Source organism: Periweissella fabaria, assembly GCF_918814575.1.
Classification (GTDB): domain Bacteria; phylum Bacillota; class Bacilli; order Lactobacillales; family Lactobacillaceae; genus Periweissella; species Periweissella fabaria.
In genome coordinates this window covers 37466-60699 of the sequence record NZ_CAKKNS010000007.1, presented here as the reverse complement: position 1 = coordinate 60699, position 23234 = coordinate 37466, and the positions used below count along the sequence as shown (strand labels likewise).

The 23234-nt window shown below is 36.4% G+C and carries 18 protein-coding genes and 1 tRNA gene; 1 reads left to right on the top strand and 18 read right to left on the bottom strand.

Going from position 1 to position 23234, the window contains the following annotated elements; translation table 11 throughout:
- Positions 1 to 25: 25 nt before the first annotated feature.
- From yfmH to LQZ75_RS07565, 18 genes are all read right to left on the bottom strand, one after another.
- On the bottom strand, positions 26 to 1330 hold the full coding sequence (gene yfmH / locus LQZ75_RS07650) for an EF-P 5-aminopentanol modification-associated protein YfmH (RefSeq protein ID WP_230097234.1): 1305 nt from the start codon (positions 1328 to 1330) through the stop codon (positions 26 to 28).
- Positions 1317 to 2582: an EF-P 5-aminopentanol modification-associated protein YfmF gene (gene yfmF, locus LQZ75_RS07645; protein ID WP_230097233.1), complete on the bottom strand. Its 1266-nt coding sequence runs from the start codon at positions 2580 to 2582 to the stop codon at positions 1317 to 1319. The genes yfmH and yfmF overlap by 14 nt, the downstream gene beginning before the upstream one ends.
- A gap of 33 nt (positions 2583 to 2615) precedes the next feature.
- Positions 2616 to 4073, bottom strand: a complete 1458-nt coding sequence (cls, locus tag LQZ75_RS07640; RefSeq protein WP_230097232.1) for a cardiolipin synthase — start codon at positions 4071 to 4073, stop codon at positions 2616 to 2618.
- 112 nt (positions 4074 to 4185) lie between these two features.
- On the bottom strand, positions 4186 to 5328 hold the full coding sequence (locus LQZ75_RS07635) for a D-alanine--D-alanine ligase family protein (RefSeq protein ID WP_230097231.1): 1143 nt from the start codon (positions 5326 to 5328) through the stop codon (positions 4186 to 4188).
- A 156-nt stretch (positions 5329 to 5484) separates the two neighbouring features.
- On the bottom strand, positions 5485 to 6411 hold the full coding sequence (locus LQZ75_RS07630) for a glycosyltransferase family 2 protein (protein ID WP_230097310.1): 927 nt from the start codon (positions 6409 to 6411) through the stop codon (positions 5485 to 5487).
- 122 nt (positions 6412 to 6533) lie between these two features.
- Positions 6534 to 7085, bottom strand: coding sequence for a nucleoside tri-diphosphate phosphatase (gene ntdP, locus LQZ75_RS07625; protein ID WP_230097230.1), 552 nt, complete (start codon positions 7083 to 7085; stop codon positions 6534 to 6536).
- 105 nt (positions 7086 to 7190) lie between these two features.
- Complete coding sequence (gene recX / locus LQZ75_RS07620; RefSeq protein WP_230097229.1) at positions 7191 to 7991, bottom strand: recombination regulator RecX; 801 nt, start codon at positions 7989 to 7991, stop codon at positions 7191 to 7193.
- A gap of 20 nt (positions 7992 to 8011) precedes the next feature.
- Positions 8012 to 9931, bottom strand: coding sequence for an HAD family hydrolase (locus LQZ75_RS07615; RefSeq protein ID WP_230097228.1), 1920 nt, complete (start codon positions 9929 to 9931; stop codon positions 8012 to 8014).
- A gap of 132 nt (positions 9932 to 10063) precedes the next feature.
- Positions 10064 to 10135 (bottom strand) — tRNA-Glu (locus LQZ75_RS07610).
- 81 nt (positions 10136 to 10216) lie between these two features.
- Entirely contained in the window at positions 10217 to 11563 is a 1347-nt protein-coding gene (locus LQZ75_RS07605; protein ID WP_230097227.1) for a glucose-6-phosphate isomerase, read from the bottom strand.
- Between the two features lie 339 nt (positions 11564 to 11902).
- Positions 11903 to 13054 (bottom strand): CamS family sex pheromone protein, encoded by a 1152-nt coding sequence (locus LQZ75_RS07600; protein ID WP_230097226.1) that lies wholly within the window; start codon positions 13052 to 13054, stop codon positions 11903 to 11905.
- A 9-nt stretch (positions 13055 to 13063) separates the two neighbouring features.
- Entirely contained in the window at positions 13064 to 15097 is a 2034-nt protein-coding gene (gene ligA / locus LQZ75_RS07595; RefSeq protein WP_230097225.1) for an NAD-dependent DNA ligase LigA, read from the bottom strand.
- Between the two features lie 14 nt (positions 15098 to 15111).
- On the bottom strand, positions 15112 to 17337 hold the full coding sequence (pcrA, locus tag LQZ75_RS07590) for a DNA helicase PcrA (protein ID WP_230097309.1): 2226 nt from the start codon (positions 17335 to 17337) through the stop codon (positions 15112 to 15114).
- Between the two features lie 82 nt (positions 17338 to 17419).
- Complete coding sequence (locus tag LQZ75_RS07585; protein WP_230097224.1) at positions 17420 to 20236, bottom strand: DUF3427 domain-containing protein; 2817 nt, start codon at positions 20234 to 20236, stop codon at positions 17420 to 17422.
- A 9-nt stretch (positions 20237 to 20245) separates the two neighbouring features.
- The gene (locus LQZ75_RS07580; protein ID WP_230097223.1) at positions 20246 to 20944 is read right to left on the bottom strand and encodes a CPBP family intramembrane glutamic endopeptidase; all 699 of its coding nucleotides are present in this window, start codon (positions 20942 to 20944) and stop codon (positions 20246 to 20248) included.
- Entirely contained in the window at positions 20928 to 21146 is a 219-nt protein-coding gene (locus LQZ75_RS07575; protein ID WP_230097222.1) for a hypothetical protein, read from the bottom strand. Before LQZ75_RS07575 ends, LQZ75_RS07580 begins: the two co-directional genes overlap by 17 nt.
- Complete coding sequence (locus LQZ75_RS07570) at positions 21146 to 21754, bottom strand: hypothetical protein (protein WP_230097221.1); 609 nt, start codon at positions 21752 to 21754, stop codon at positions 21146 to 21148. Before LQZ75_RS07570 ends, LQZ75_RS07575 begins: the two co-directional genes overlap by 1 nt.
- Before the next feature lie 5 nt (positions 21755 to 21759).
- Positions 21760 to 22587 carry a Cof-type HAD-IIB family hydrolase gene (locus LQZ75_RS07565; protein ID WP_230097220.1) on the bottom strand — a complete coding sequence of 276 codons (828 nt, stop codon included), beginning with the start codon at positions 22585 to 22587 and terminating at the stop codon, positions 21760 to 21762.
- A gap of 172 nt (positions 22588 to 22759) precedes the next feature.
- Here LQZ75_RS07565 and mscL point away from each other — a divergent pair, with 172 nt between their 5' ends.
- Positions 22760 to 23158, top strand: coding sequence for a large-conductance mechanosensitive channel protein MscL (gene mscL / locus LQZ75_RS07560; protein ID WP_230097219.1), 399 nt, complete (start codon positions 22760 to 22762; stop codon positions 23156 to 23158).
- Positions 23159 to 23234: the final 76 nt, after the last annotated feature.

The window sequence follows — 23234 nt, the reverse complement described above, 5'->3', positions numbered from 1 at the left end:
CGATTTTATACTTTGACCAACTAATTTATTCGTCCTCAGCTAATGCTTGCTTTGGTTGAACCGTAACGGTTGTAACCTGACTCGCATCAATGAATATTTTAAAGTAATTAAGGATATCAGTAAATGTCAAATCTTCAAGTAAACCAACTTCATCTAATAAATTAGCCCCATCAAACAAGTCACCATCATATTGGTTTGCAATCGCTTCTAATGAATTTAGCATCCCTAAATTACTCCCCAGCGCTTCTTTTTTTATCAATTCAAAATTATCCGCAACCGCTGTTAATTCTGGTATCGCATGCGCTAAAATATCCAGCATAGTATCTTTAAAACGTTCAGCTTGCTGAGTTTCACTACTAATTGTTGCAAAGTGAAAATCACGTTGGGCTTCAAAATCATAGCTAAAACTATCATCAATCACGCCATCATTGTACAACTGTTGGTAATAATTACCAGTATCACCAAATAATAAATCAAAGGCCAAACTAATCGCTAAACTATATTTTAATCCCGCAACCCCCGCAGGTAATTGATCATAGCCACGAATCCCAATTGCCACTTTTGGTCGTTGTACATTCAATTCTAATACCACCTCGGGAACAACATCATTTTCAATTACATTCGCACCACGTTGAATTGGTTGACTAGACGCAAAAGATTTTCGGTCTTGATTAGCTTCAATCCAAGCCAGTGTTTCAGTTACATCAAAATTACCAACAATAAATAAATTCATATTACTAGGTTGATAAAATGTCCGATAATTTGTATAAAGCATTTCAGCTGTAATTTCACTAATTGAAGGTACTGTCCCAGCAATATCTTCACTTAAAGCTTGTTGTGGATACATTGCCCCTAATAAATTAGTATAAACTTGCCAATTTGGTTCATCAGCATACATTTGAATCTCTTGACCAATAATACCTTGCTCTTTAGCAACGGATTCTGCTGAGAAATATGGGTCTTGGACAAAATCCAATAAAACATCAAGATTATCATGTAAACGGCGCGTTGTTGAAAATAAATAGCTTGTCCGTGTAAAACTTGTATAAGCATTCGCATTTGCACCATATTTTCCAAACAAGGCAAACGCATCGTAATCAGCCTTTTCAAATAACTTATGTTCTAAAAAGTGGGCGATTCCGGCAGGCATAGTTTGCATCTTATCACTATCGATTGGTACAAAGTTCAAGTCTAACGCGCCAAAATCAGTTGTAATAACAGCATAGGTTTTGTGAAAGCCCTTTTTAGGTAACAAATTAACCGTTAACCCATTGGTCAATTGTTTAGTATAGAGCGTCTCTTCCAAATTTGGATAATTAATTTGCTTCATAGTTTTCCTCCACCAATGCAAATATCGCTTGTAACTTGATTTTTTTAGCCAAAGCAATTACATCTGTGCGTGTTACTTCTTCTAAATTAGCCACCCATTGGGCTGGTTCTGTCACTTTATTACTTAGCGCTTGAACCGTAGCACGTTCAACAATTGAACGTGGTGAATCTAATGAGGCCTCAAAAGAATTAGTCAAATAAGCAATAATTTGCGCAAGTTCATCATCTGTGAAATCTCCTGCTTGAATCGCCTCGATTTGTGCCTTAACAAGCGCAATTACTCGAGAAAGATCGGTACTTTTAATCCCTGTTTGCACCGTTAACGTTTGTGTTGCTAAACTAACACCGCTTTGGGCATAGTAGGCTAAACTTGCTTTTTCTCGTACATTAACAAATAACTTAGATAACGGATAACCACCCAATAAGGCATTTAGGACAATTGCTGCATAACGTTCAACTTGTGCATTTTGATGTGGAATTTGAAAAGCCATGTTCAACTTTGCTTGCTTAATTGCTTGATGTTCTATTTTTTCAGTAATACTAGTTTTTAAAGGTTGTTGATAATTTAATTGAATATCAATCACTGGTCGTGGTGTAAATGGTAATTGTTCAAATAATTGTTTGACTGTTTGCTCATCAACATCCCCTATCACAAAAATATCGATTAAATCCTCAGCTAACATCGTTTGATAATATTGATATAAACTTGATGCCGTTAGTGGCTCTAAGTCACTAATTTGACCATAACTAGGAATCGCCATTTCATTTTGAAAATATAATTGCGCTAATTGATTATTGGCATAACTTTGCTTGTCATCAATCAATGCTTCAAAATCGGCTTGCATATTTTCTTTCTCGCGTGTGAAGACATCTTCAACAAATTGATCATTAACGGTTCGCGGATTAAAAATTGCTTCCTGTAAAAAAGCCACTGCATCATCCATTAAATTATCAGGTGATTGCAAAAATTTTTCATTCACAATACGCATCATAAAGCGAAAGCTATGTAATTGACCGTATTTTTGTAAATCAGTTCCAAAAGTCGCACCATACATACTGGCTAATTTTTGGGCAATTTTAGTTTGATCAGGATATTTTTCCGTACCTAATTCTAAAATATTAGCTAGTAATGAGCGTTTTGTTATGGTTGCCTGTTGATGTTTAGTTGTTAAATTCACTACTATTTGTGTTGTTTTAAATTGTTGATTCGGCAAAACATGGAGCCGAACCCCTTCGTGTAATACAAAATCCAATACTGAATCCTCGGTTTCTTAATTTAGAATAATTTATAAAATCGGACTTAATAACCGACTAAAGCGTTGTTTAAAGCTTTGCCACAATGATTGATTTAAAAAATCTTGTAATGTCAATGCAGTACATTTCTTCAAATCTTCGTTAAAAATATTTTGTAATTCTTGCGCTACTTTCTTATCATACATAAACGCATTACCCTCAAAGTTGAGCCTAAATGACCGAATATCAAAATTAGCTGACCCAACTGATGCCATTTTACCATCGATAACTAACACTTTGGCATGCAAGAAGCCACCATTATAAGTTGATACACTTGCACCACATTGCAAAATTTCGTTAGCATAATATTTAGTGGCCTGATACACAAATGGATGATCAGGCATACTTGGAATCATCAAATGAACATCAATTCCTGACAAGGCTGCATTTTGAATAACTTCTAACATCCCACTATCAGGAATAAAATAGGGGGTTTGAATTAATATTGATTTTCGAGCGGTCGCAATCATTTGCATATAACCACGCTTAATTTGTTGTAAATCACTATCTGGTCCTGAAGAAACAATTTGCATCGCGGTTGAGCCATTAGTTACTGTCGTTTTTGGAAAGTAGCTATCATCAAATTCAACTCGGGTTGATTTATGCGTTGCATTCCAATCGAGGAAGAACCGTGACTGTAACGCTAATACGCCATCACCTTGAATTCGTAAATGCGTATCACGCCAATAACCGAATTTTTTAGATGGTTCAATATATTGATCAGAAACGTTAAAGCCACCGATATAACCTACTTTGCCATCAATAACTACTAATTTCCGGTGATCTCGAAAATTAACTCGGAAAGTTAAAATTTGAAAGCGACTAGCTAAAAATGGTTCGACTTCACCACCGAGCTCAATTAATTTTTTAAATAATTTTTTATTACGCCCATGTGAACCAAATTGGTCATAAATCACCCGTACTCGTATACCAGCTGCGGCCCGTTCTTCAAGAATTTGTACTAACTCACGGCCCGTACTATCATCGCGAATAGTGAAATATTCAATATTGATATGATGTTGGGCCTGTTGGAGATCATTAAACAAACTAGCAAATTTCTTCTTACCATCTGTAAAAATTTCAACATGATTTTGTTCCGTTAAAATTGCTTTATCAGTTCGTAAAAACATATTCACTAATTCTTTGGCACTATTGGTAATTTCTTTAGCCCCAGTGAATTGATTAGTACTTAATCGTTCTTCCTGATTAGTAACAATCTTATCAATTCCTAGCCGGATTTGCGATTTCATATTAAATATTTTTTTATCCGTAATTTTACGACCAAAAACGGCATAGACTAAAAAGCCAATAATTGGAAAAACAATTAAAACAAGTAGCCATGCCCAAATTGCTGAGATATCACGCTTTTCGTGAAACACAGTTATTATCGCAACAATCGTATTGATCAAGACAATTAAGGCGGTCACTTCCAAAATTACCAGTTCATCCATAATAATCCCCCTAAAATTTAATAAACCTTTATCAGAACTACTCTACTCGATTAGCCGTAAAAAGGCAAAGAGGTTGACATAAAAAATGTCAACCTCCCCATATTTATGATTATTAAACTTCTTCAGTGTAGCGCTTTTCCCCAACTCGTTCTTCACCAAGTTCTTGGAAGGCGTAACTAATTTTTGAATTACGTTCAAATTCGGCAAAACCATAGTTAATGATTTCATCCAATAGTTCCGTGTAGCCAATTCCTGAAACTTGCCACATTTGTGGGTACAATGAAATATTAGTCATCCCTGGTAATGTATTTGGTTCACCTAAGTAAGGCACCCCATTTTCATCAACCAAGAAGTCAATCCGCGTTAAACCTTTTAGTTCAAGTGCTTCATAAGCCTTCAATGACATTTCTTCGATTTCTTTTGCTAATGCTGGTTCAATAATGGCTGGCAAGTCAAAAACAACTCCAGACGCATCAACAAACTTATTATTGTAATCGTAAAACTCTTCGTTTTCAGGCACAATAATTTCACCAAGTTTAGAAATCTTAGGTTCTTCATTACCTAATAATGAAATTTCAAGTTCACGTGGGTGGTTGATTGTTTGTTCAACTAAGACCTTGTAGTCATATTGCAAGGCATTGTTTAATGCAACTTCATATTCAGCTGCATTATGTGCCATTTGCATTCCAACAGATGATCCTTGTTTAGCTGGCTTAACAAACAAAGTTTCACCAAGTTCAGCAGCTAATGATTCATACGTATGTTGATCCTTATTTTCTGGTGTAACCAATACATATTTTGTATTACGAACACCGGCTTGGTTCAAGATACGTTTTGTTAATTCTTTATCAAAGGCCATTCCTGAAGCAGTTTGAGGTGCTCCAATAAATGGTTTATTGAGTAATTTGAAAAGTGCTTGAATTGTACCATCTTCACCTAAGTTACCGTGAATTACTGGCCAAAAAATATCAATATCACTTACTTCGCTCAATGCGGTAATTGGTGCAAGTGGATTTTTAGTATCCATCTTGGCCATTTCAGCGGCAACTAATTCATCTTCAGCTGCGCCGTCCAAAATTTTGTTTGATACTTCTGTGCCCATCAAAATACCGTCTTTTGAGAACATAAAAATACTAATCTCATATTTCTCTTTATCAAGAGCATCGTAAACATTACGCGCTGAACGCTTTGAAACATCATGTTCAGAAGAATTTCCGCCAAAAAGTAATGCTACGTGTATTTTTTTAGTTGCCATTAAATATTCCATCCTTATCTTTGTCCATACCATTGACACATTATTATATCATATTTACGATAACTGTAACCTTTTTTAATTTACATCATTTTAAAAATATCTGCCACTTTTTAAACTAAAAATGACATCCAAAATTTGAATGCCATTTTGTCTTAATTATTTAATTTCACGTGCTACATAAATTGGCCGATGTTTTACTTCCATATAAATATTACCAATATAACGGCCAATAATTCCTAGGACCAGTAGTTGAATACCACCAATGAATAAAACAATTGAAATTGTTGAAGCCCAACCAGCAACACTCGTATTAGTAAGCAATGCGCGAATAACGACAAAAATCAAAGAAACGCTAGCAACTCCGGCCATGGTAGCTCCGAGCCCAGAAGCAAAAATTAATGGCGCTTCAGAGAACGTCACAATACCTTCAATTGCATAGCGAAATAATCCCCAAAATGACCATGATGTAGTCCCCGCAACCCGTTCAATATTTTTGTATTCAAGATATTTTGTTTTAAAACCAACCCAGCTAAAAATACCTTTTGAAAAACGATTGTATTCACCTAATTCTAAAATTGAATCAACCATTTGACGAGTCATAACCCGAAAATCACGGGCACCAGGTACCATTTCAACTGGTGAAATTTTGTTAATTAACCAATAAAAGGTATTCGCAAACATCGTTCGAATTTTAGATTCACCATCCCGGCTAATCCGCCGGGTTCCGATACAATCCCATTCGCCAGACACAACACCCGCAATCATTTCCGGCAATAAGGCTGGTGGATCTTGTAAATCAACATCCATAACAGTTACTAAATCCCCGGTTGCATTTTTTAAGCCTGCATATAGCGCTGCTTCTTTACCAAAATTACGGGCAAAAGTAACGTAGTGGACAGCAGCATCTTTTTCCTGTAATTTACGAACCTCAACCATTGTATGATCAGAAGAACCATCATCAATGAACCAGTATTCGTATTCAATATCATTCAGCTCTGCATGAACTGCTTGGACCGCATCATAGAATAAGGCTATGGTTTCCTCTTCATTATATACAGGTACAATAATTGATAATTTCAAAATTTAACCCCTACTTCTTTCCTAGTAAAATACTTATACGCTTATTTTATCTTATTTTTACAAATAAACAAATAAAAGGATGAGAAGCACTAACCACTCCCCATCCTTTTATTTACCTACAGCGACTAGCTGTCTGCACGACGAGACAACTCTTGATATCTACTATACCAAAGGCTAACGTATTCCTTTGAAAAAGGGCCCTTCTCGTTATTAATCCAATCTACTAATATCTTTACATTCTCCTTCAAAATCCGATCGACTTCTTTGGAGTAATGCCATTGATTACCATGGGCCTCGTATTCGTCTGCATCTAATAACCTTTTTTCACCATCTGGATAGACCTTAACATCCAAATCATAATCAATGTATTTCAATGCTTCTTTATCTAATGTATATGGCGATGCCAAATTACAGTAATACGAAACACCATTATCTCGAATCATTGCGATAATATTGAACCAATAATGTTTATGAAAATAGACAATTGCCGGTTCACGAGTCACCCACCGCCGGCCGTCATCTTCCGTTACTAGTGTGTGATCATTAACCCCAATAATTGCATTCTCACTGGTTTTTAACACCATGGTATCGCGCCAAGTTCGATGTAAACTCCCGTCATGCTTATAGCTTTTAATGGTAATAAAGTCGCCCTCACGCGGTCCGCGTTCCTTGACCATACCAGACCAACTTTCTGACTAAACATCGAATTTCATTATTTATTATACACGGAATATCAGATATTGTGTAAAAATTATATATATATCCGCCAAGAATACATAAATTTAGTCAACTTCTGTGACTAAGCCAGCCATAATTTCGTTAATATCATCGCCTTGAAATCCTTTATTATATAGGGCTTGCTTAGTCTTTAAAATCCGTTTTACCGTTTCAATATTACGGTTACGATGCCAAACTTTTTCTGCTAAATGGCGTAAATTTTGTTGTTCCTCGTCATCATCAGTAGTTAACTCATTGTCAGTTTTTACCCTTTCAATAATCGTTGCACTATAACCTTTTTGCATTAAAGTTTGATATATTTTCTGTTGCTTAGCAAAATTAGATAATTTGTGATACCGTTTTGCCAATTGAAAATATAACTTAGTTGCGTTTTCAATTTGTAATTCTTGTGAATATTCAGTCAACGCTTGTTCACTAATATCAGCTGCAATATGCTTTTGATATAACAGTTGTTTTATAACTTGTGGCCCTTTAACACTAGTATTAGCAACCGTTCGAACTAAACTTTGGGCATATGCGAGATCATCAATTAATCGTTCCGTCGTTAAACGCGCCAACGTCATCTCAATCGTTACCGGATTAATCTCAGCTTGTTGCAGTTTTTGTTGAACTTCATAACGTGACCGCAGTTGCTGACTTAAATAAACATATGCCGTTTGTAAAGCCTTAGCTTGTTGGTCAGCTTGTTTAATTTCTTCAATTAAAGTTGGTGTTAACGCCCGACCTTTGAATAAATTAAACCGAATTAGTACGGTCTCCGCAACGGCAAAAGCAAATTCATCAGCAATATAAATATTAAACCGCCCAGCACGTTTCTGTTGCTCAACTTTACTTATCGTCTGCATTAAAGCTACTTCCTTTCAAGTTAATTATTTGAGGTATCAAATTGTTTTACTAGCCGTTCATAGACTGCCAAGTAATTAATGGGTAGTTTAAAAATACGTTTTAAAAAACCGATTGGCCACCGTGAATTAAAAAAATCATATTTAAATTTGGCGGGATGAAAAACATAATACCAATTACCTTTAGGCATTACCAAATATTTTACATTACGATCAATAAATTCAAAATGACCAAATCGACACATAAATTCTTTATCAGGTTTAAATGTTTTTAATTCAAATAACTTCATCGCCTGTTGTGGTGTTAATTCAATTATTGATTGTAAATTAGATGTCCCAAAATCGGCGACAAATTGCAATGCTGCTTGACGAATTGTTTTGAGTAACTGACCTTGAATAACTAAACTATGCGACCCGGTAAATTCATAATGGGCCAGCACGGGTACTACTTCTCCATTTAGTTGACGATAATGTCTTGTTGATCCATGGTTAGCTGAGAACAAAAATTCAATAATTCCATGTACTGATTGGGCTAAATTTAGAGCCGCAGGTTGAGCAAGTTGATCAAACCAAAAACCACGAGCTTTTAATGACGGATTAGTAGATTTTGCCAAGCCAAAATAATATCCCGTTATTTCAACCGAAATTCCGGCCATATGACAAAATTGCTGTAAGGCACGTTGTTTATTACCATGCCAACCAATATCAATAATTGCCACTTTGCCCGTAAAATTCATGGTCTTTAAATACTGGGCTAAATACATAAATTCTTCTTGGGCATTGGCTATAATAGCGGTTTGATGTTGTTGATACAATTGTTCAAGATGTTGATAAAACTGGGGTTCATTCCTATATTTGATATCACTATCCATGATTTGTGTTTTAAAGCCTAATCCACACGCTGCTAAAAATTGGTTAGCGGTAAACTCTGTTGGTAAATTTATGATTTCCAAAACTTCCTCAATTGATAATGCATCCTTCAATAAGGGAACTTGCAGTGCTTGCCGAGACACATGTAAATAACTCGTTACTTGATTGGGAAATAATGTTTGATAAGCTTCTTGTAGAATAAACCCATCACGAGCTAAGAAAAAAAGTTTTTCATCCGCGGCTACGTTATGTTGCAACCATTGGCTAAATCCTAAAATTACTGGACCAAAAACACTATAGCCAAATTCTTGATAGCTATCAAATTCATACTGTGCCAACGTATTATTGCAAAACAATTGCATCGTCTTCAAGATCACATCATTTTTAATTACAGGTTGATAACTATTGTTAACAACTTTGGGGATGCGATAGCATCTGATATGGGCTTCCTTACTAGCTAAATAATCATGGTACCAATCGTCACCAACATGTAATACTTGTTGTGGTGCTAAAGCTAATTCTTGCAATATTTTTTTAAATAAGCGCCCGTTTTTAAACGATTCACCATATTCTTGCGATACATACAGCTTTTCATAACCTATATAGCCCGTTTGTGCTAATAAACTAGCCACAGTTACCTTATCAGCATTAGTGTCAGCAATGATCACAATCCGTTTACCAGCTTGGCGTAACGCATTATACAATGTCTGAATGGGGGTATTGGCTTGCTGGACTTGATAAACTAACTGAAATTCCAAATCCATAACTGCCGGTGGTACCGCTAAGAATTCATACACATTAGCTAACGTATATGCTGCTCCATACTTAGCACGTGCTTGCTGTTGTGCAGCAAGGCGGTGTTGCTTAAAATCTACAAGTGGTTGTGCATGTTTTTGTTGCCATAATTCAGCCACTAACGTAAATATATCAGAATTATTTGGGGTATTTTGTTTAAGTAAAGTATTAAATACATCAAAGCAAACCACTTCAGCTTCAATTAATTGCTCCCATAATTGATCATAATCAATCAGCGGATAGGTTGCTATCTTATGCTTAATTTGTGTTAACATCATGCTTCTCCCTATTTAATATTTCCTACAAAAAAATCCTTATGATGAGTAATCACCATAAGGATTTTATAACGCTAGATTTGATAACTACTATACAATATTTCAGTAATATTAGACTAACATCTAGTAATAAGATAGCCTGTCTGAGGATCGAACTCAGGATTCCGCGCTGAGAACGCGACGTCTTGACCACTTGACCAACAGGCCATTTCACTATTAAATTATAGTCTTTTTAAATTACTAGTCAATGCATAATTGCAGTTAAATTTATCGTTTTATAATTTAGAATTAAAGACGGGCACGTAATTCCTTAGTCTTATCTTCGTAACCAGGCTTACCTAATAAGGCAAACATGTTAGTTTTGTATGCTTCAACACCAGGTTGGTCAAATGGATTAATTCCGTTCAAGTAACCTGAAATACCAACAGCGATTTCGAAGAAGTAGAATAAGTAACCAAGTGAGAATTCATCTTGCTTTTCAATTTCAACAATCATGTTAGGTACACCACCATCAACGTGAGCTAAAACAACCCCTTGCATCGCAGTATCGTTAACATAAGACATGTTCTTACCTTGTAAGTAACCTAAGCCATCAAGGTCTTCATCAGTCACTGGTACTACGTAATCACTAACTGGTGTGGCCACTTTGATAACTGTTTCCATCAAATCACGACGACCATCTTGGATGTATTGACCTAATGAGTGTAAGTCAGTTGAGTAGTTAGCTGATGATGGGTAAATTCCCTTGTGGTCTTTACCTTCTGATTCACCTTGTAATTGTTTCCACCATTCTGCAAGGTATTGTAATGTTGGTTCCCAGTTAGCAAGGATTTCAGTGGTGTAACCCTTACGATATAAGATATTACGCATTGCTGCATATTGGTAAGCACCATTAGTAGCCAAGTCAGGATCAGCATAATCAGCTTGTGCTTGACGAGCACCGGCCATCAATTGTTCAATATCAGCACCAGAAGCAGCAATTGGAAGTAATCCACATGCAGTTAAGACTGTGAAACGTCCACCAACGGCATCAGGTACAACGAAAGTTTCGTATCCTTCAGTAGTAGCTTCACCCTTCAACGCACCACGCTTGGCATCAGTTGTAGCGTAAATCCGGCTCTTGGCACCTTCTTGGCCATATTTCTTTTCAAGTAAGTCTTTGAACACACGGAACGCAATCGCTGGTTCAGTAGTTGTTCCTGATTTTGAGATGACGTTAACTGAGAAGTCACGGTCACCAATTACTTTGATTAAATCATTAAGGTAAGCTGGGCTAATTGAGTTACCAGCAAACAATACTTGTGGGAATTCACGTTGATCATCTGGTAAGTAGTTGTTGTAGAATTCGTGCAAGAAATCAATCGCTGCACGTGAACCAAGGTATGAACCACCGATTCCGATAACAACCAAGACCTTAGAGTCGCTTTGAATCTTCTTAGCGGCTGCTTGGATGCGAGCAAATTCGTCCTTATCGTAATCAGTTGGTAAAGTTACCCATCCAGTAAAATCAGAACCTACACCTGTTCCTGCGCGCAAATCACGGTCAACCGCGTTAACCATTGTTTGCATTTGTGCAAGTTCGTGATCGTTAACAAAATTCTTAACGTTAGAATAATCAAATTTAATTCGTGCCATTATGTGAAGCCTCCTAGATAATTAAGATACTTATATTATATTGTAAAAGCGCTTCCAAAACTAGTGGTATAGTCCAATTTTTAAGAAAAAATCCACTCTTTTGCAACATTTTCTTCATTCTAGCACATTTTTCCATTAGTTTGATTAATCAAACTAAAATTATATTTTTGATAAAATTTAAAAAAACGGCTCAAATTGCATTTATATCAACATTTTCGAATCGTTGTTATATTTTATTATTTAAAAATCGTATAATAAAAAGCCGAACCTTGTTTATTACAAGCATTCGACTTAAGCATTATCTTTTTAAAACTAACTATTAAATGATCAAAATTGACCTTAATAGCTTGTAAAAATGTGACTTTGGAAATTACGATCATTACTATCACGACTTAAGAATGCTTGAATTCCATTCGCTGAGTTAATTGTGATATCTACCGGTACTCCACTTGGTAAGAATTTTGGCGCAACTTGAGCAACAAAATTCGTAAAACTACTAATTTCAGTTTGGCTGTAGAATTGTGTGGTAATCGTCACATGCTCACCTTGAATTTTTTCATCTTGGTATTGGGCTTGTGCGGTCACATCTGCAACCGTTGGGAAAAAGTTTTGAACTTGTGATTGGAAATTTTGGAAGCTTTTACTATCATTACTTGCAAAGTCTTTACTACTTGCCCCGATTAGTGGGAAGACTTTATTGACAATATCCAGTTTATTCCACTTATCAATTGATGCTGTCTTTGTTTGTGTATTGGCATAAAAAGTTCCACCTGCTAAGTTATCAGTTTGTGATTGCACATACATTGCGACCACAATCGGTAAATCGCTTGAAATACCATGCGTTTTACGTAAGCGTTGGACTACTTGTTCAGCAACTTGGTTACCATATTCTTGCATGGCAGTCTTACTAATTGATTGTTGGAAAGTTGCACCATATTGTTCTTTTTGGTAATAATCAACTGTATTCATGGCAATTCCGATTGTAATTCCCTTTAATGATAAATTATCACCATTTTTTTGCATGAAATCTTGTTCTTCAATTGATTGCACATAAATCGGTTTGCGACTATTGTCCTTCTTACCATTATCCTTAGGATTTAAACCTTCGGGATTATTTTTTGACTTACGGCCTAACCAACTCCGTAGCGTACTACTACTCAAATATTGGCCTTCTTGAAAAACATAATTTGCTGGATTATAAAATTGTTTTGAAATATTTAATAATCCACCTTCAAAACTATTTAAGTTAAAACTATTATTAATCGTTGACGCTGTTAGTCCACGGGCATTACTAGTTAAGTAATGCCCATTTTTAATAACCCCGGCATATTCACTTTTAGAAATTTGTCCGGTTGTTTGGACACCTGATTGGTTAGTCGTTGTACCTGTCGTGCCACCACCGGTAGAACTACCAATATTTCCACACGCTGCCAACAATGCCGCCATTGCAACACCACCGATTAGCATCGTAATTTTTTTTAATCTTACCATTAAACTAAATTATTCTCCTTGTTCATTCATCGTAGCAATGAAACGTTCTTCTGACCAAATTTCAATTCCAAGAGCTTCGGCTTTGGTTAGTTTACTACCAGCATCGGTCCCAGCAATCACCAAATTAGTCTTTTTGGAAACACTGCCAACGACATCAGCTCCACGAGCCTCCAACCATTCCTTTGCACCATCACGTGTTAATGTAGTAAGTTTACCAGTTAAGACAACCTTTTGACCACTAAAAACACTATCGTTATCAATGGCAACTGGTGTACCTAGATATGCCATATTGAGGCCTAAGTCAGTCAAACGTTCAATTAGTAACTTAACTTGAGGATTAGCAAAAAATTGCGTAATTGCTTCAGCAATAATTAAACCGATTCCATCAATTTGCGCAATTTCGGCTGTTGTAGCATCCATCAACGTTGCCATGTCACCAAAGTTACTGATAACTTGTTTGGCAACCTTGGCGCCCACCCCACGAATTCCTAAACCAAATAAGAGGCGTTCAGCAGAATTACCTTTCGATACTTCCAATGCCGCCAATAAATTGTTAGTCGCTGTTTCCGCAAACTTATCTAACATAATAAGTTCATCATAGGTTAATTGATAAAGGTCTGCAACATCTTTTACCAAACCTTTATTAAGCAATTGGCTAACAATTTGGGGGCCTAAGCCATCAACATTCATAGCATTTCGACTAGCAAAGTGCGTTAATTGTTCAAGTAATTGGGCGGGACAAGCGGGATTAATACAACGTAAAGCCACCTCGCCATCAACATGGACTAATTCGGCCCCGCATGATGGACAGTGGGTTGGTACCATAAATTTACGGGCATCAGCCGCCCGCCGCTCAACATAAACTTGCCCAATTTCAGGAATAATATCACCGGCTTTGTGCAAATCAACATAATCATTAGTATATAGATCTTTAGTAGCTAAATAATCTGGGTTGTGTAATGATGCACGGCTAACAGTTGTTCCCGCTAGTTGCACGGGGGTCATAATGGCAGTTGGGGTCACCACTCCTGTCCGGCCAACTGTCCATTCAACATTAAGTACTTGTGTAACTTCTTCTTCAGGTGGAAATTTGTAAGCAATGGCCCATCGTGGTACTTTAACCGTATTTCCAAGTTCAGCTTGTTGGTTCAAATCGTTAACTTTTATTACTACCCCATCAATCCCATAGGCTAGTGTTTCACGTTGGGTACTAAAGTCATCAATAATAGCTGTAAATTGACTCGAATCTGTTACAACTTGATTGGTTAAATTAACCGGTAAGCCTAATTGCGCAAAACGATTTAAAGCTGCAGCTTGAGTTGTTACACCTAATACTTCAGCCTGATCAGTGTAGTAAATAAACGCACTTAATTGACGGGCTTTGGTGACACTAGCATCTAATTGGCGCAACGAACCAGCAGCAGCATTGCGCGGATTAGCAAAAGTTGCTAATCCATCAGCTTCACGTTGCTTATTTAAGTTCGCAAAGGCAGCTTTAGGCATATATACTTCTCCACGAACTTCTAGAGTCAACGGTTCGGTTAGTTGCTTAGGAATTGCTGCAATTGTCAAAATATTGGCTGTAACATCTTCACCAATAATTCCGTTCCCACGAGTCGATGCTTGGACTAATTTACCATCTTGATAATCAAGCGCAATTGCTAACCCGTCAATTTTTAGTTCTAAATTATAAGCTAATTTTGCCGTAGTATTTTTTTCAGTTCGTTGCGCCCAATCAGTTAGTTGCTCGATTGAAAAAACATCCCCCAATGACAACATTGGGACTGGATGTTCCACTTTCGGTAAAGCGGACTTTTGGACAGATCCACCGACTTGTTGCGTTGGCGAATCTTTAGTTATCAATTGCGGAAAGCGTTCTTCCAAACTAACTAATGCAGCATAAGCGGCATCATATGTGAAATCTTCAACGGTTGGCGCATCATTTTCATAATATTCCTTACCCCATTGTTTGATTTGATCGCGTAGCTGAGTAATGTGCTTTTGTGCTGTGGTTTCATCTAAAACGCCTTCAAATTCATCCATCTTGTATTCCTCATTTATTTCTCAACTTTGGTAATTGGTGCAAAAGCGGCTAATAAACGTTTAATTCCCTTTTCTGGGAAAGCAATGTCTAATTCGGTATCTTCGCCACGGCCATCAACTTTAATAACCGTCCCGACACCCCAAGCTTTATGTTGTACTTTTTCACCAGGAATCCATGCTTGACGATCAGCACCGGTGCCACTATTACTCTTCGCAGTTGCTGTTGGTCGTTTATAGACTGGTTTAGCTGGTTGACTAGCTTGTTGCCATGGTGAACGACCGGTTCCAGTTACCATCGCCCCAGCATTATTACCAACAAGATCTAATAATTCATCTGGAATTTCACTTACAAAACGAGATGCTTTATTACTTTGTGTCCGGCCATACAATAAACGTGAATACGCATTCGTTAAATATAGTTTCTGTTTAGCCCGTGTAATCCCGACATACGCTAATCGTCGTTCTTCTTCTAACTCATCTTCTTCCATCATCGCCCGTGACAACGGGAAAATGCCTTCTTCCATCCCAATTAGGAATACTGTTGGAAACTCTAATCCCTTAGCAGCGTGTAACGTCATTAACGTTACTTCAGCAGCCGTTTCTTCAACATTATCTAAGTCGGAAACTAACGCTAAATCAGCTAAAAAATCACCAAACATGTTACTAGTATCATCTTCATTTTCACTTGCATAACGTTCATCAAATTGCTTAGTTACTGATAGAAATTCTTGTAAGTTTTCGATACGTGATTCTGCTTCCAAGTTTTTTTGAGCTTCTAAAAATGCTAAATAACCAGTTTTAGCTAAGATTTCTTCGGTCATTTCAGTAATGCTTAAGAATTGGCGTTGCTTAATGAAGTTATCAACTAATAACGCAAAATCAGCAAAATTTTGTTTAGCACGATTACTTAATTCATTGGCTAAATCAACATTATGTGCTGCTTCAAGCATCGCCATACTATTTTCATTAGCAAACGTCCGTAATTTTTCAACCGAGGTTGCGCCAATGCCACGCTTTGGCTCATTAATAATTCGTTCAAAACTCATATTGTCTGCCGGATTAGTTACCAAGGTTAAATAAGCTAAAATATCCCTAATTTCTTTACGGTCGTAGAACTTACTACCACCAACCATTGTATATGGAATATTGGCTTTAACTAACTTATCTTCAATTGAGCGTGATTGGGCATTTGTCCGATATAAAACGGCAAAATCATTAAAGGTTGCCTGCTTAGATTCAATCGCTTTTTTGATTTCTGATACAACATACAATGCTTCTTCTGCTTCAGTTTGTGCACGATAATAGGTAATGGCATCCCCACCCATATTTTCAGTCCACAATTTTTTAGGTTGCCGCACCGTATTATTATCAATCACCGCATTGGCAGCATTCAAAATAGTACTCGTTGAACGATAGTTTTGCTCCAACATAACTGTGTGGGCATCTGGGTAGTCTTTTTCAAAATTCAAAATATTGTTCATGTTCGCCCCACGCCAACCATAAATACTTTGATCGGCATCCCCAACAACACATAGGTTACGGTAACCACCAGCTAACATATTAACAACTGTGTATTGGGCGTCATTAGTATCTTGATATTCATCAACGTGTACGTATTGGAATTTATTTTGGTAATAGGCTAATACCTCTGGTTCTTGTTTGAATAATTCAATTGTTAACATAATTAAATCATCGAAATCAACACTTTGACTTAATTTCAATCGGCGTTGATATTCAACATAAACTTGACCCACAATTTTTTCAAAGGGACTATATGCTTTTGCTTGGAACTCCTTTGCATAAACGAGATCATTTTTAGCATTTGAAATAGTGCCTAAAACGGCTTTGGGATCATATTGTTTACTATCAATATTAAAGTCAGCTAATATTTGTTTGATTAAGGTGCGTTGCGCTGATGGATCAGCAATTGTAAAGTTTCTATCAAACCCTAAACGCTCAATATCCCGGCGTAAAATACGTACAGCTAAACTGTGAAAAGTTGAAATCCAAACTTCATTTGCTTCCTTTTCATCAAGTAGTTTTCCTACCCGTTCCTTCATTTCACGCGCGGCCTTATTCGTAAAAGTAATGGCTAAAATATGCCATGGAGCAACATTCATTGTTTCAACTAAATAAGCAATCCGGTGGGTTACGACCCGTGTTTTCCCAGAACCGGCCCCCGCCATAATCAATACTGGCCCGTTAGTTTGTACAACTGCTTCTTGTTGCCGATCATTCATACCAGCTAAAAAATTTTTTTCCACGAATTGTTCCTCCACACATCCACTTGTCTTACCAAAATTTAATTTGGCATATCAGTTATTATTGTACCAAATATTCCCACAAATGAATTGGTACATCCGTATTTAATACTAATTCAAACCGCACCACCGGTTGCATTTTTTGCGTGCGTTGATTCAATAACTCAGTCGTTTGCGTTGCAACTTGATCAACGGTTACTGGACCTAAATAATAAAATGCTGCTCCTTCATCGTCTGATTTTTTGACAAATAAAGGTACAAAAATATCTCGTTTATCAGCATCAAATAAAGCAGCCTCAATCGGTGAATTCAACGTCCGATTAGCTTTACTATAAAAAGGTATCCGATTAGGTGAACGGAAACTATTATCATATGTCATTGCAGTTGCTGCTTGGCCATTTTTTTCAAGGGTAATAAAAATTGGCAAAGTTTGTGTGGCGACATCATATTTGTAGCCACCAATATCAATACTTGGTAAATCACTTGCCCAATTCAATAAACGGACAACATCTTTGCGACGATATTTTTGATAAAGTGTAAATTGATTTTGGCCATCATTACTAGCACTTATGATTAATAAACCAGCTTCAATTACATCTAATAACATTTTTTGTTCTAAATCATCAAATTTTCGTGCCAATTCCCATGTATCACCAACTAAATTAACAAGTCCTATATTGCCATATTTGCGACGGTCAATTGCGGTAAAGTAATCTTTAATACCTAACACTTTGAGCATCGAAGCTAACGTAGCTTGATCATGATATTCGTTATCAAGCACCGTTAAGACTTCCATCGTCGTTAAACTCCCCTGTTTAAGTAACGCTTCTAAAATTAATAGCTCATGCCGTCGCTGACCAAATGCTAATTCCTGGCTAACAAATTGTAGCCAAGCTGTAAAATCAGCTGCTAGAGTAGGACCAATTTCACCTGTCATTTTACTAACAAAGGCGGGATATATTTTGAATTTGTTAAGAATTAGGCGAACATCCATTTGTTGACTTTGATACACTTCCACTAAAGTTGGTACTCGTCCAAAACGATTACATAGCATTTGAAATTGTTGTTTTAATTCAGCAATTCGATCAAATTTGACTGCCGTCACCGCTTGTAAAATTTGTTGAGCTGCAATCGCTTCAAAATTAATTGTTGAAAGACCACTAATTTGTGGTTGCATAACTTGCATACGTAAGCGATCTTTATCAGTAACTGTCCCATTGCCAAATGCTTGTGGGATTAGATAATTATTTTGATAATTACCAATAAAATCAATCACCGTTAAATATTCCTTATTCGCAAACTTTCTCAATCCTCGGCCAAGCTGTTGTAAGAAAATGATTTTTGATTGCGTACTCCGCATCATAACAATCTGATTAACTGCTGGAATATCAATTCCTTCATTGAAGATATCCACAGCTATCAAGTATTTTAAAGTTCCTTGCTCAAGAGCTGTGACTGCTTTTTCACGGACTACACTACTTGACTGCGCACTTAAAAATTGACTAGGCAGCCCACGGGCCGTTAACTTTTCAGCTAAAATTTCGCCTTCTTCAATGCGACTAACAAAAATCAACCCATGTAATTGTTGACCGGCATAACCGTAATAATTAGTTTTAGCAATTAAATGCTCCACTCGCTCATCAGCAATTAAATATTTTAAGGCTGTCACATCTGTAATCACTTCATCGTCAACTTGGTAATCAGCTACCCCAATATAATTAAAAGGGACTAACATATCAGCAGCCAAGGCATCCGCCAATGAAATTTCATATGCTAAATTATAATCAAATAATTCATACACATTAAAACCATCTGTACGTTCTGGTGTAGCCGTGATGCCTAGCATAAAAGCTGATTTAAAGTATGCAAACAAAAGTTGATATGATGGGGCTTTAGCACGGTGCGTTTCGTCAATCACAATATAATCAAATGCCGTTGGATCAAATTCGGTATAGTGCTTAGTTAGCGTTTGAATCGAGGCAAACACAAACCGCGTTGTGCCATTGTGCTGACTACCACTATAGATACCAAAAGTATCTTGTTTGGCAGTAAAAATTTTTTGAAATGTTGCCTTAGCTTGCTTTAATAGCTGTTCACGGTGGGCGATAAATAAGACCCGCTTAGGTTGTACTTGTTGAATATCAAATGCGGCTAAATAGGTCTTGCCCGTACCGGTAGCAGACACAACTAAAGACCGCTTAGCACCTGCTTCACGGTGGGCTTGCAACGCTTTTAGTGCGGCAACTTGCATCTGATTAGGCATTATTACCGAACTAGGACTTACCGTTGTGATTGCTTGAGTTGGTGCTTGGTATTGCGCTTCATAACTAGCTAACCATGCTGGTGTCAACGGAATTGCTTGTACGCTTAGTTGTGCCAACGCTTCTTGAAATTGATGTGTAAATGCACCATCAGTTAATGAATTTAGTTTAACGGTCCATTCCAGATTAGTTTTTAAAGCAGTCGCTGTTAAGTTACCACTGCCCACAAAAATCGTATGATAATCTGCATGTTCGATATAATAAGCCTTTGTATGAAAAGCCCCTTCTGTCACAATTTCAACATCAACATTTGTTAATTTCAACAATTCAGCAAACATTTTAGGTTGATTAAACCCTAGATATGTTGATGTAATAATTTTGCCTTTAATGCCTTGTAACGCCAAATCAGCTAACTTTGTTTTGAGCATTAAGAGCCCGCCTTCAGTGATAAAGGCGACTGCAAAAATAAATGTCTTGGCTGTTGCCAATTCATTATTTAAGCAGTCGCCTAAATTCAAGTCAGTATTCGTAATTAAAGTTGGCGTCAAAGGACTTTGATAGTTAGCTTGTGCTCGGACCATGCCGTGAGCTAAGCTAGCTGTTAAATCCTCTTGCATAATAATCTCCTATTTTGTTAATAGTAAGCCGACAATGGTTAAAATCATCGCTACTGTATTGTTTAACATATGAACCGCAATCGACATTTTAATTTGACCACTTTTTTTGAAGGTATATGCTAAAATCATCCCCATTGTTGCATATAGCGCAAAGCTAATTGGATTACTGCTGGCATGCCCTAATGAAAATATTACGCCACTCAAAATAATACTTAGCCACCATGCGCGATGTTTGAAAAAGTAGCTAATGATAATACCACGAAAAATAAATTCCTCGACAAATGGCGCAATAAACGCGCCTGCAAATCCAAATACAATTAACGTTACAGTATTACTTGATAATAGCGCATTAATATTATTCTGATTTTCGGTAGCATCACTATGAAATACCATTTTCATAACTATATTAAACACCATATTTAAAATTAAGATTAATCCATATGTTTTAAATACCGTATTAATTTCTTCACTCGTAAATTTAGTAAATTGCGGCCTTGTTAAATTAGGCTTTAAAATCCACCAACCTAAGTAAGCAATTCCAATGTATACAACAATAAATAACACAGCAGCTGCATAAATCGCCCAACTTACATTTGGAAAAGCCCCACCGATTTGTAAAATCGTTGGCACCAATAATACTAAAAGAAACATCCCAATTAAAATTAATATCTTAACAATAATATCTAATTGATCACCGGTCTTTTTCATCTTGTTTTCGCTCACTTTCTAATTTTGCTTTTTGCAAGCGATAAACAATCCATGTCATTAACCCACTCAACAAAATAAATAAAATTCCATACATAATAACTAATTGGCCTGAACTTAATTGGTAGTTAATACCAAAAAATGTTGCCACAACAAAGACACTAATGATTAAGAGGCCAACAAAAATTTGAATTGCAACTCTCACTAGTATCCCCCTTGTACTTGTTCGTTAAAAATCGTCCGCATTAAGGCCGCATACTCATGTGTTTGAAACGATACTAACCGGACGTAATTAATTTGCTCTAACTGACAACTTAAGGTCCATAACGAACTTAAGTCATAGTCATCCACATAATTAATATGTATAATTTCATGATTTAGCTCTTTAATATAGCCTGTAACGGTTGCATCTAAATCAGCATCATCGGTAAAACCGATCGTAAGGACCCGCCGATTCTGGTAGGCGGACTGTAAAAAGGTCCACAGAAAGTTTATCTGTTGTAAATCAATACGTGCAATCAGTGATTCAACGTGCCAGATATCATAGTAGCCCTCTTTTTTAGCTAAGTCACATTTAATTGCAAGTGCTCGCAAATAATCTGTATCTTCCTCAATTGCATAAATATCGGCTTGATTAACTAATAATAGGCCATTTATTTTACCATTGGGGTCAATTGACTTAACCATACAAAAATGTTGGTCATAGGCCATAATAACCCCAATTGTATACGTATCCGGATTAATAAAATGATGAATTTCGACTAATTGTTTTGTTGTTTGAAATTTTTTTATATTAGCTGCGTTAACTATCAATATTTTTATTGTTTACTAAGAACATACTCTTGTAAGACCTCAGCAACTGCTCCTTCATTATTCGTTTTTTGTGTAATGTGCTTAGCGACTGTTTTTACGTCTGGAATTGCATTAGCAACCGCTACCCCTAAGCCAGCCGTTTTAATCATGGAAATATCATTACTATTATCACCAATTGCAATGACTTCATCCATATTATAGCCTAGCTTGTCTGCTAAATCAGTGGTTGCTTGACCTTTATTTGTTCCAATTTTATTGAACTCAACGTAGCGTTGTGATGAAAATGTTACTTCAACTTGCTTGCCAACTTGTGCACATACAGCTGTTTTAATGCCTACGCGTAAGTCATCATCACTGGTTTCAAAAATTACTTTCATAATGTTTTCTGATTGTAAAAAAGTAATATCTGGCTTATCAAGTAATGTATACGTTACACCACGTTCAGCCATATATGCCTTATCACTAGCAGAAATATTATAAATATAGAGCTCATCAACCGTATAAATGTGCGCATCAATTGTTGGATCAATTAAACCGGCAGCTAAAATTTGTTGCGCTAACGAAAATTCTAATCCCCGAGTATTAATAATTTGGTTATTCAAATTTTCGACAATTGCTGCACCATTATATGAAATAACATATTGAGCTGGACAATTATCCAAGGCTAATTGTTTTAACAATGGTTGGACTGATTTAAAACTTCGGCCTGTGTTTGGAACAAATTTAAAGCCCGTAGCAATCGCCCGCTTAATTAGCGTCACATTTTGCGCATTGATTGTACCATCATCATTCAAGAGTGTTTCATCTAAATCACTTACCATCATTTTATACATAACTAACCCTCACTTTTATTTTATTATCCTTATTTTAACAAAGGTTACTCATCTCGGCTATACATGCAATTTTAACATTCATTTTAGGCAAGATTTTTTCATAAAATAATGCTATATGATATAATAAATTTCATAGTCTGACATTATTTTTTATTTTCATGGGAGGCATTTCATGCTTAAAGAATTCAAAACGTTTCTCCTTCGTGGAAACGTCCTTGATTTAGCCGTTGGGGTTATTATTGGGACTGCTTTGACTGCAATTGTTAAAGCATTATCATCTGGTATTATTTTGCCTTTAGTTAACTTATTCATGTTCAAAATTGACTTAAGTAAGTTAAAATTCAGCGTTGGTCAAGCAACGTTCCAAATCGGACCAGTGCTTGAAGCTGTAATTTCATTTATCATTACTGGTTTTGTCTTATTCATCTTGGTTAAGACTGTTAATACTTTCTTTATGAAGAAAGATGACGAAGAAGAAGAAACTGTTAAGGTTAATGAAGAACTCGATACTTTACAAGAAATTCGTGATTTATTAAAAGCACAAAACACACAAAGTCTCGATAAGAAATAAAAATAAGGCTAGTCACTAAGTGGCTAGCCTTATTTTTTTAATTATCAAGATAATTTATTTAACGGAGTTTGTTATA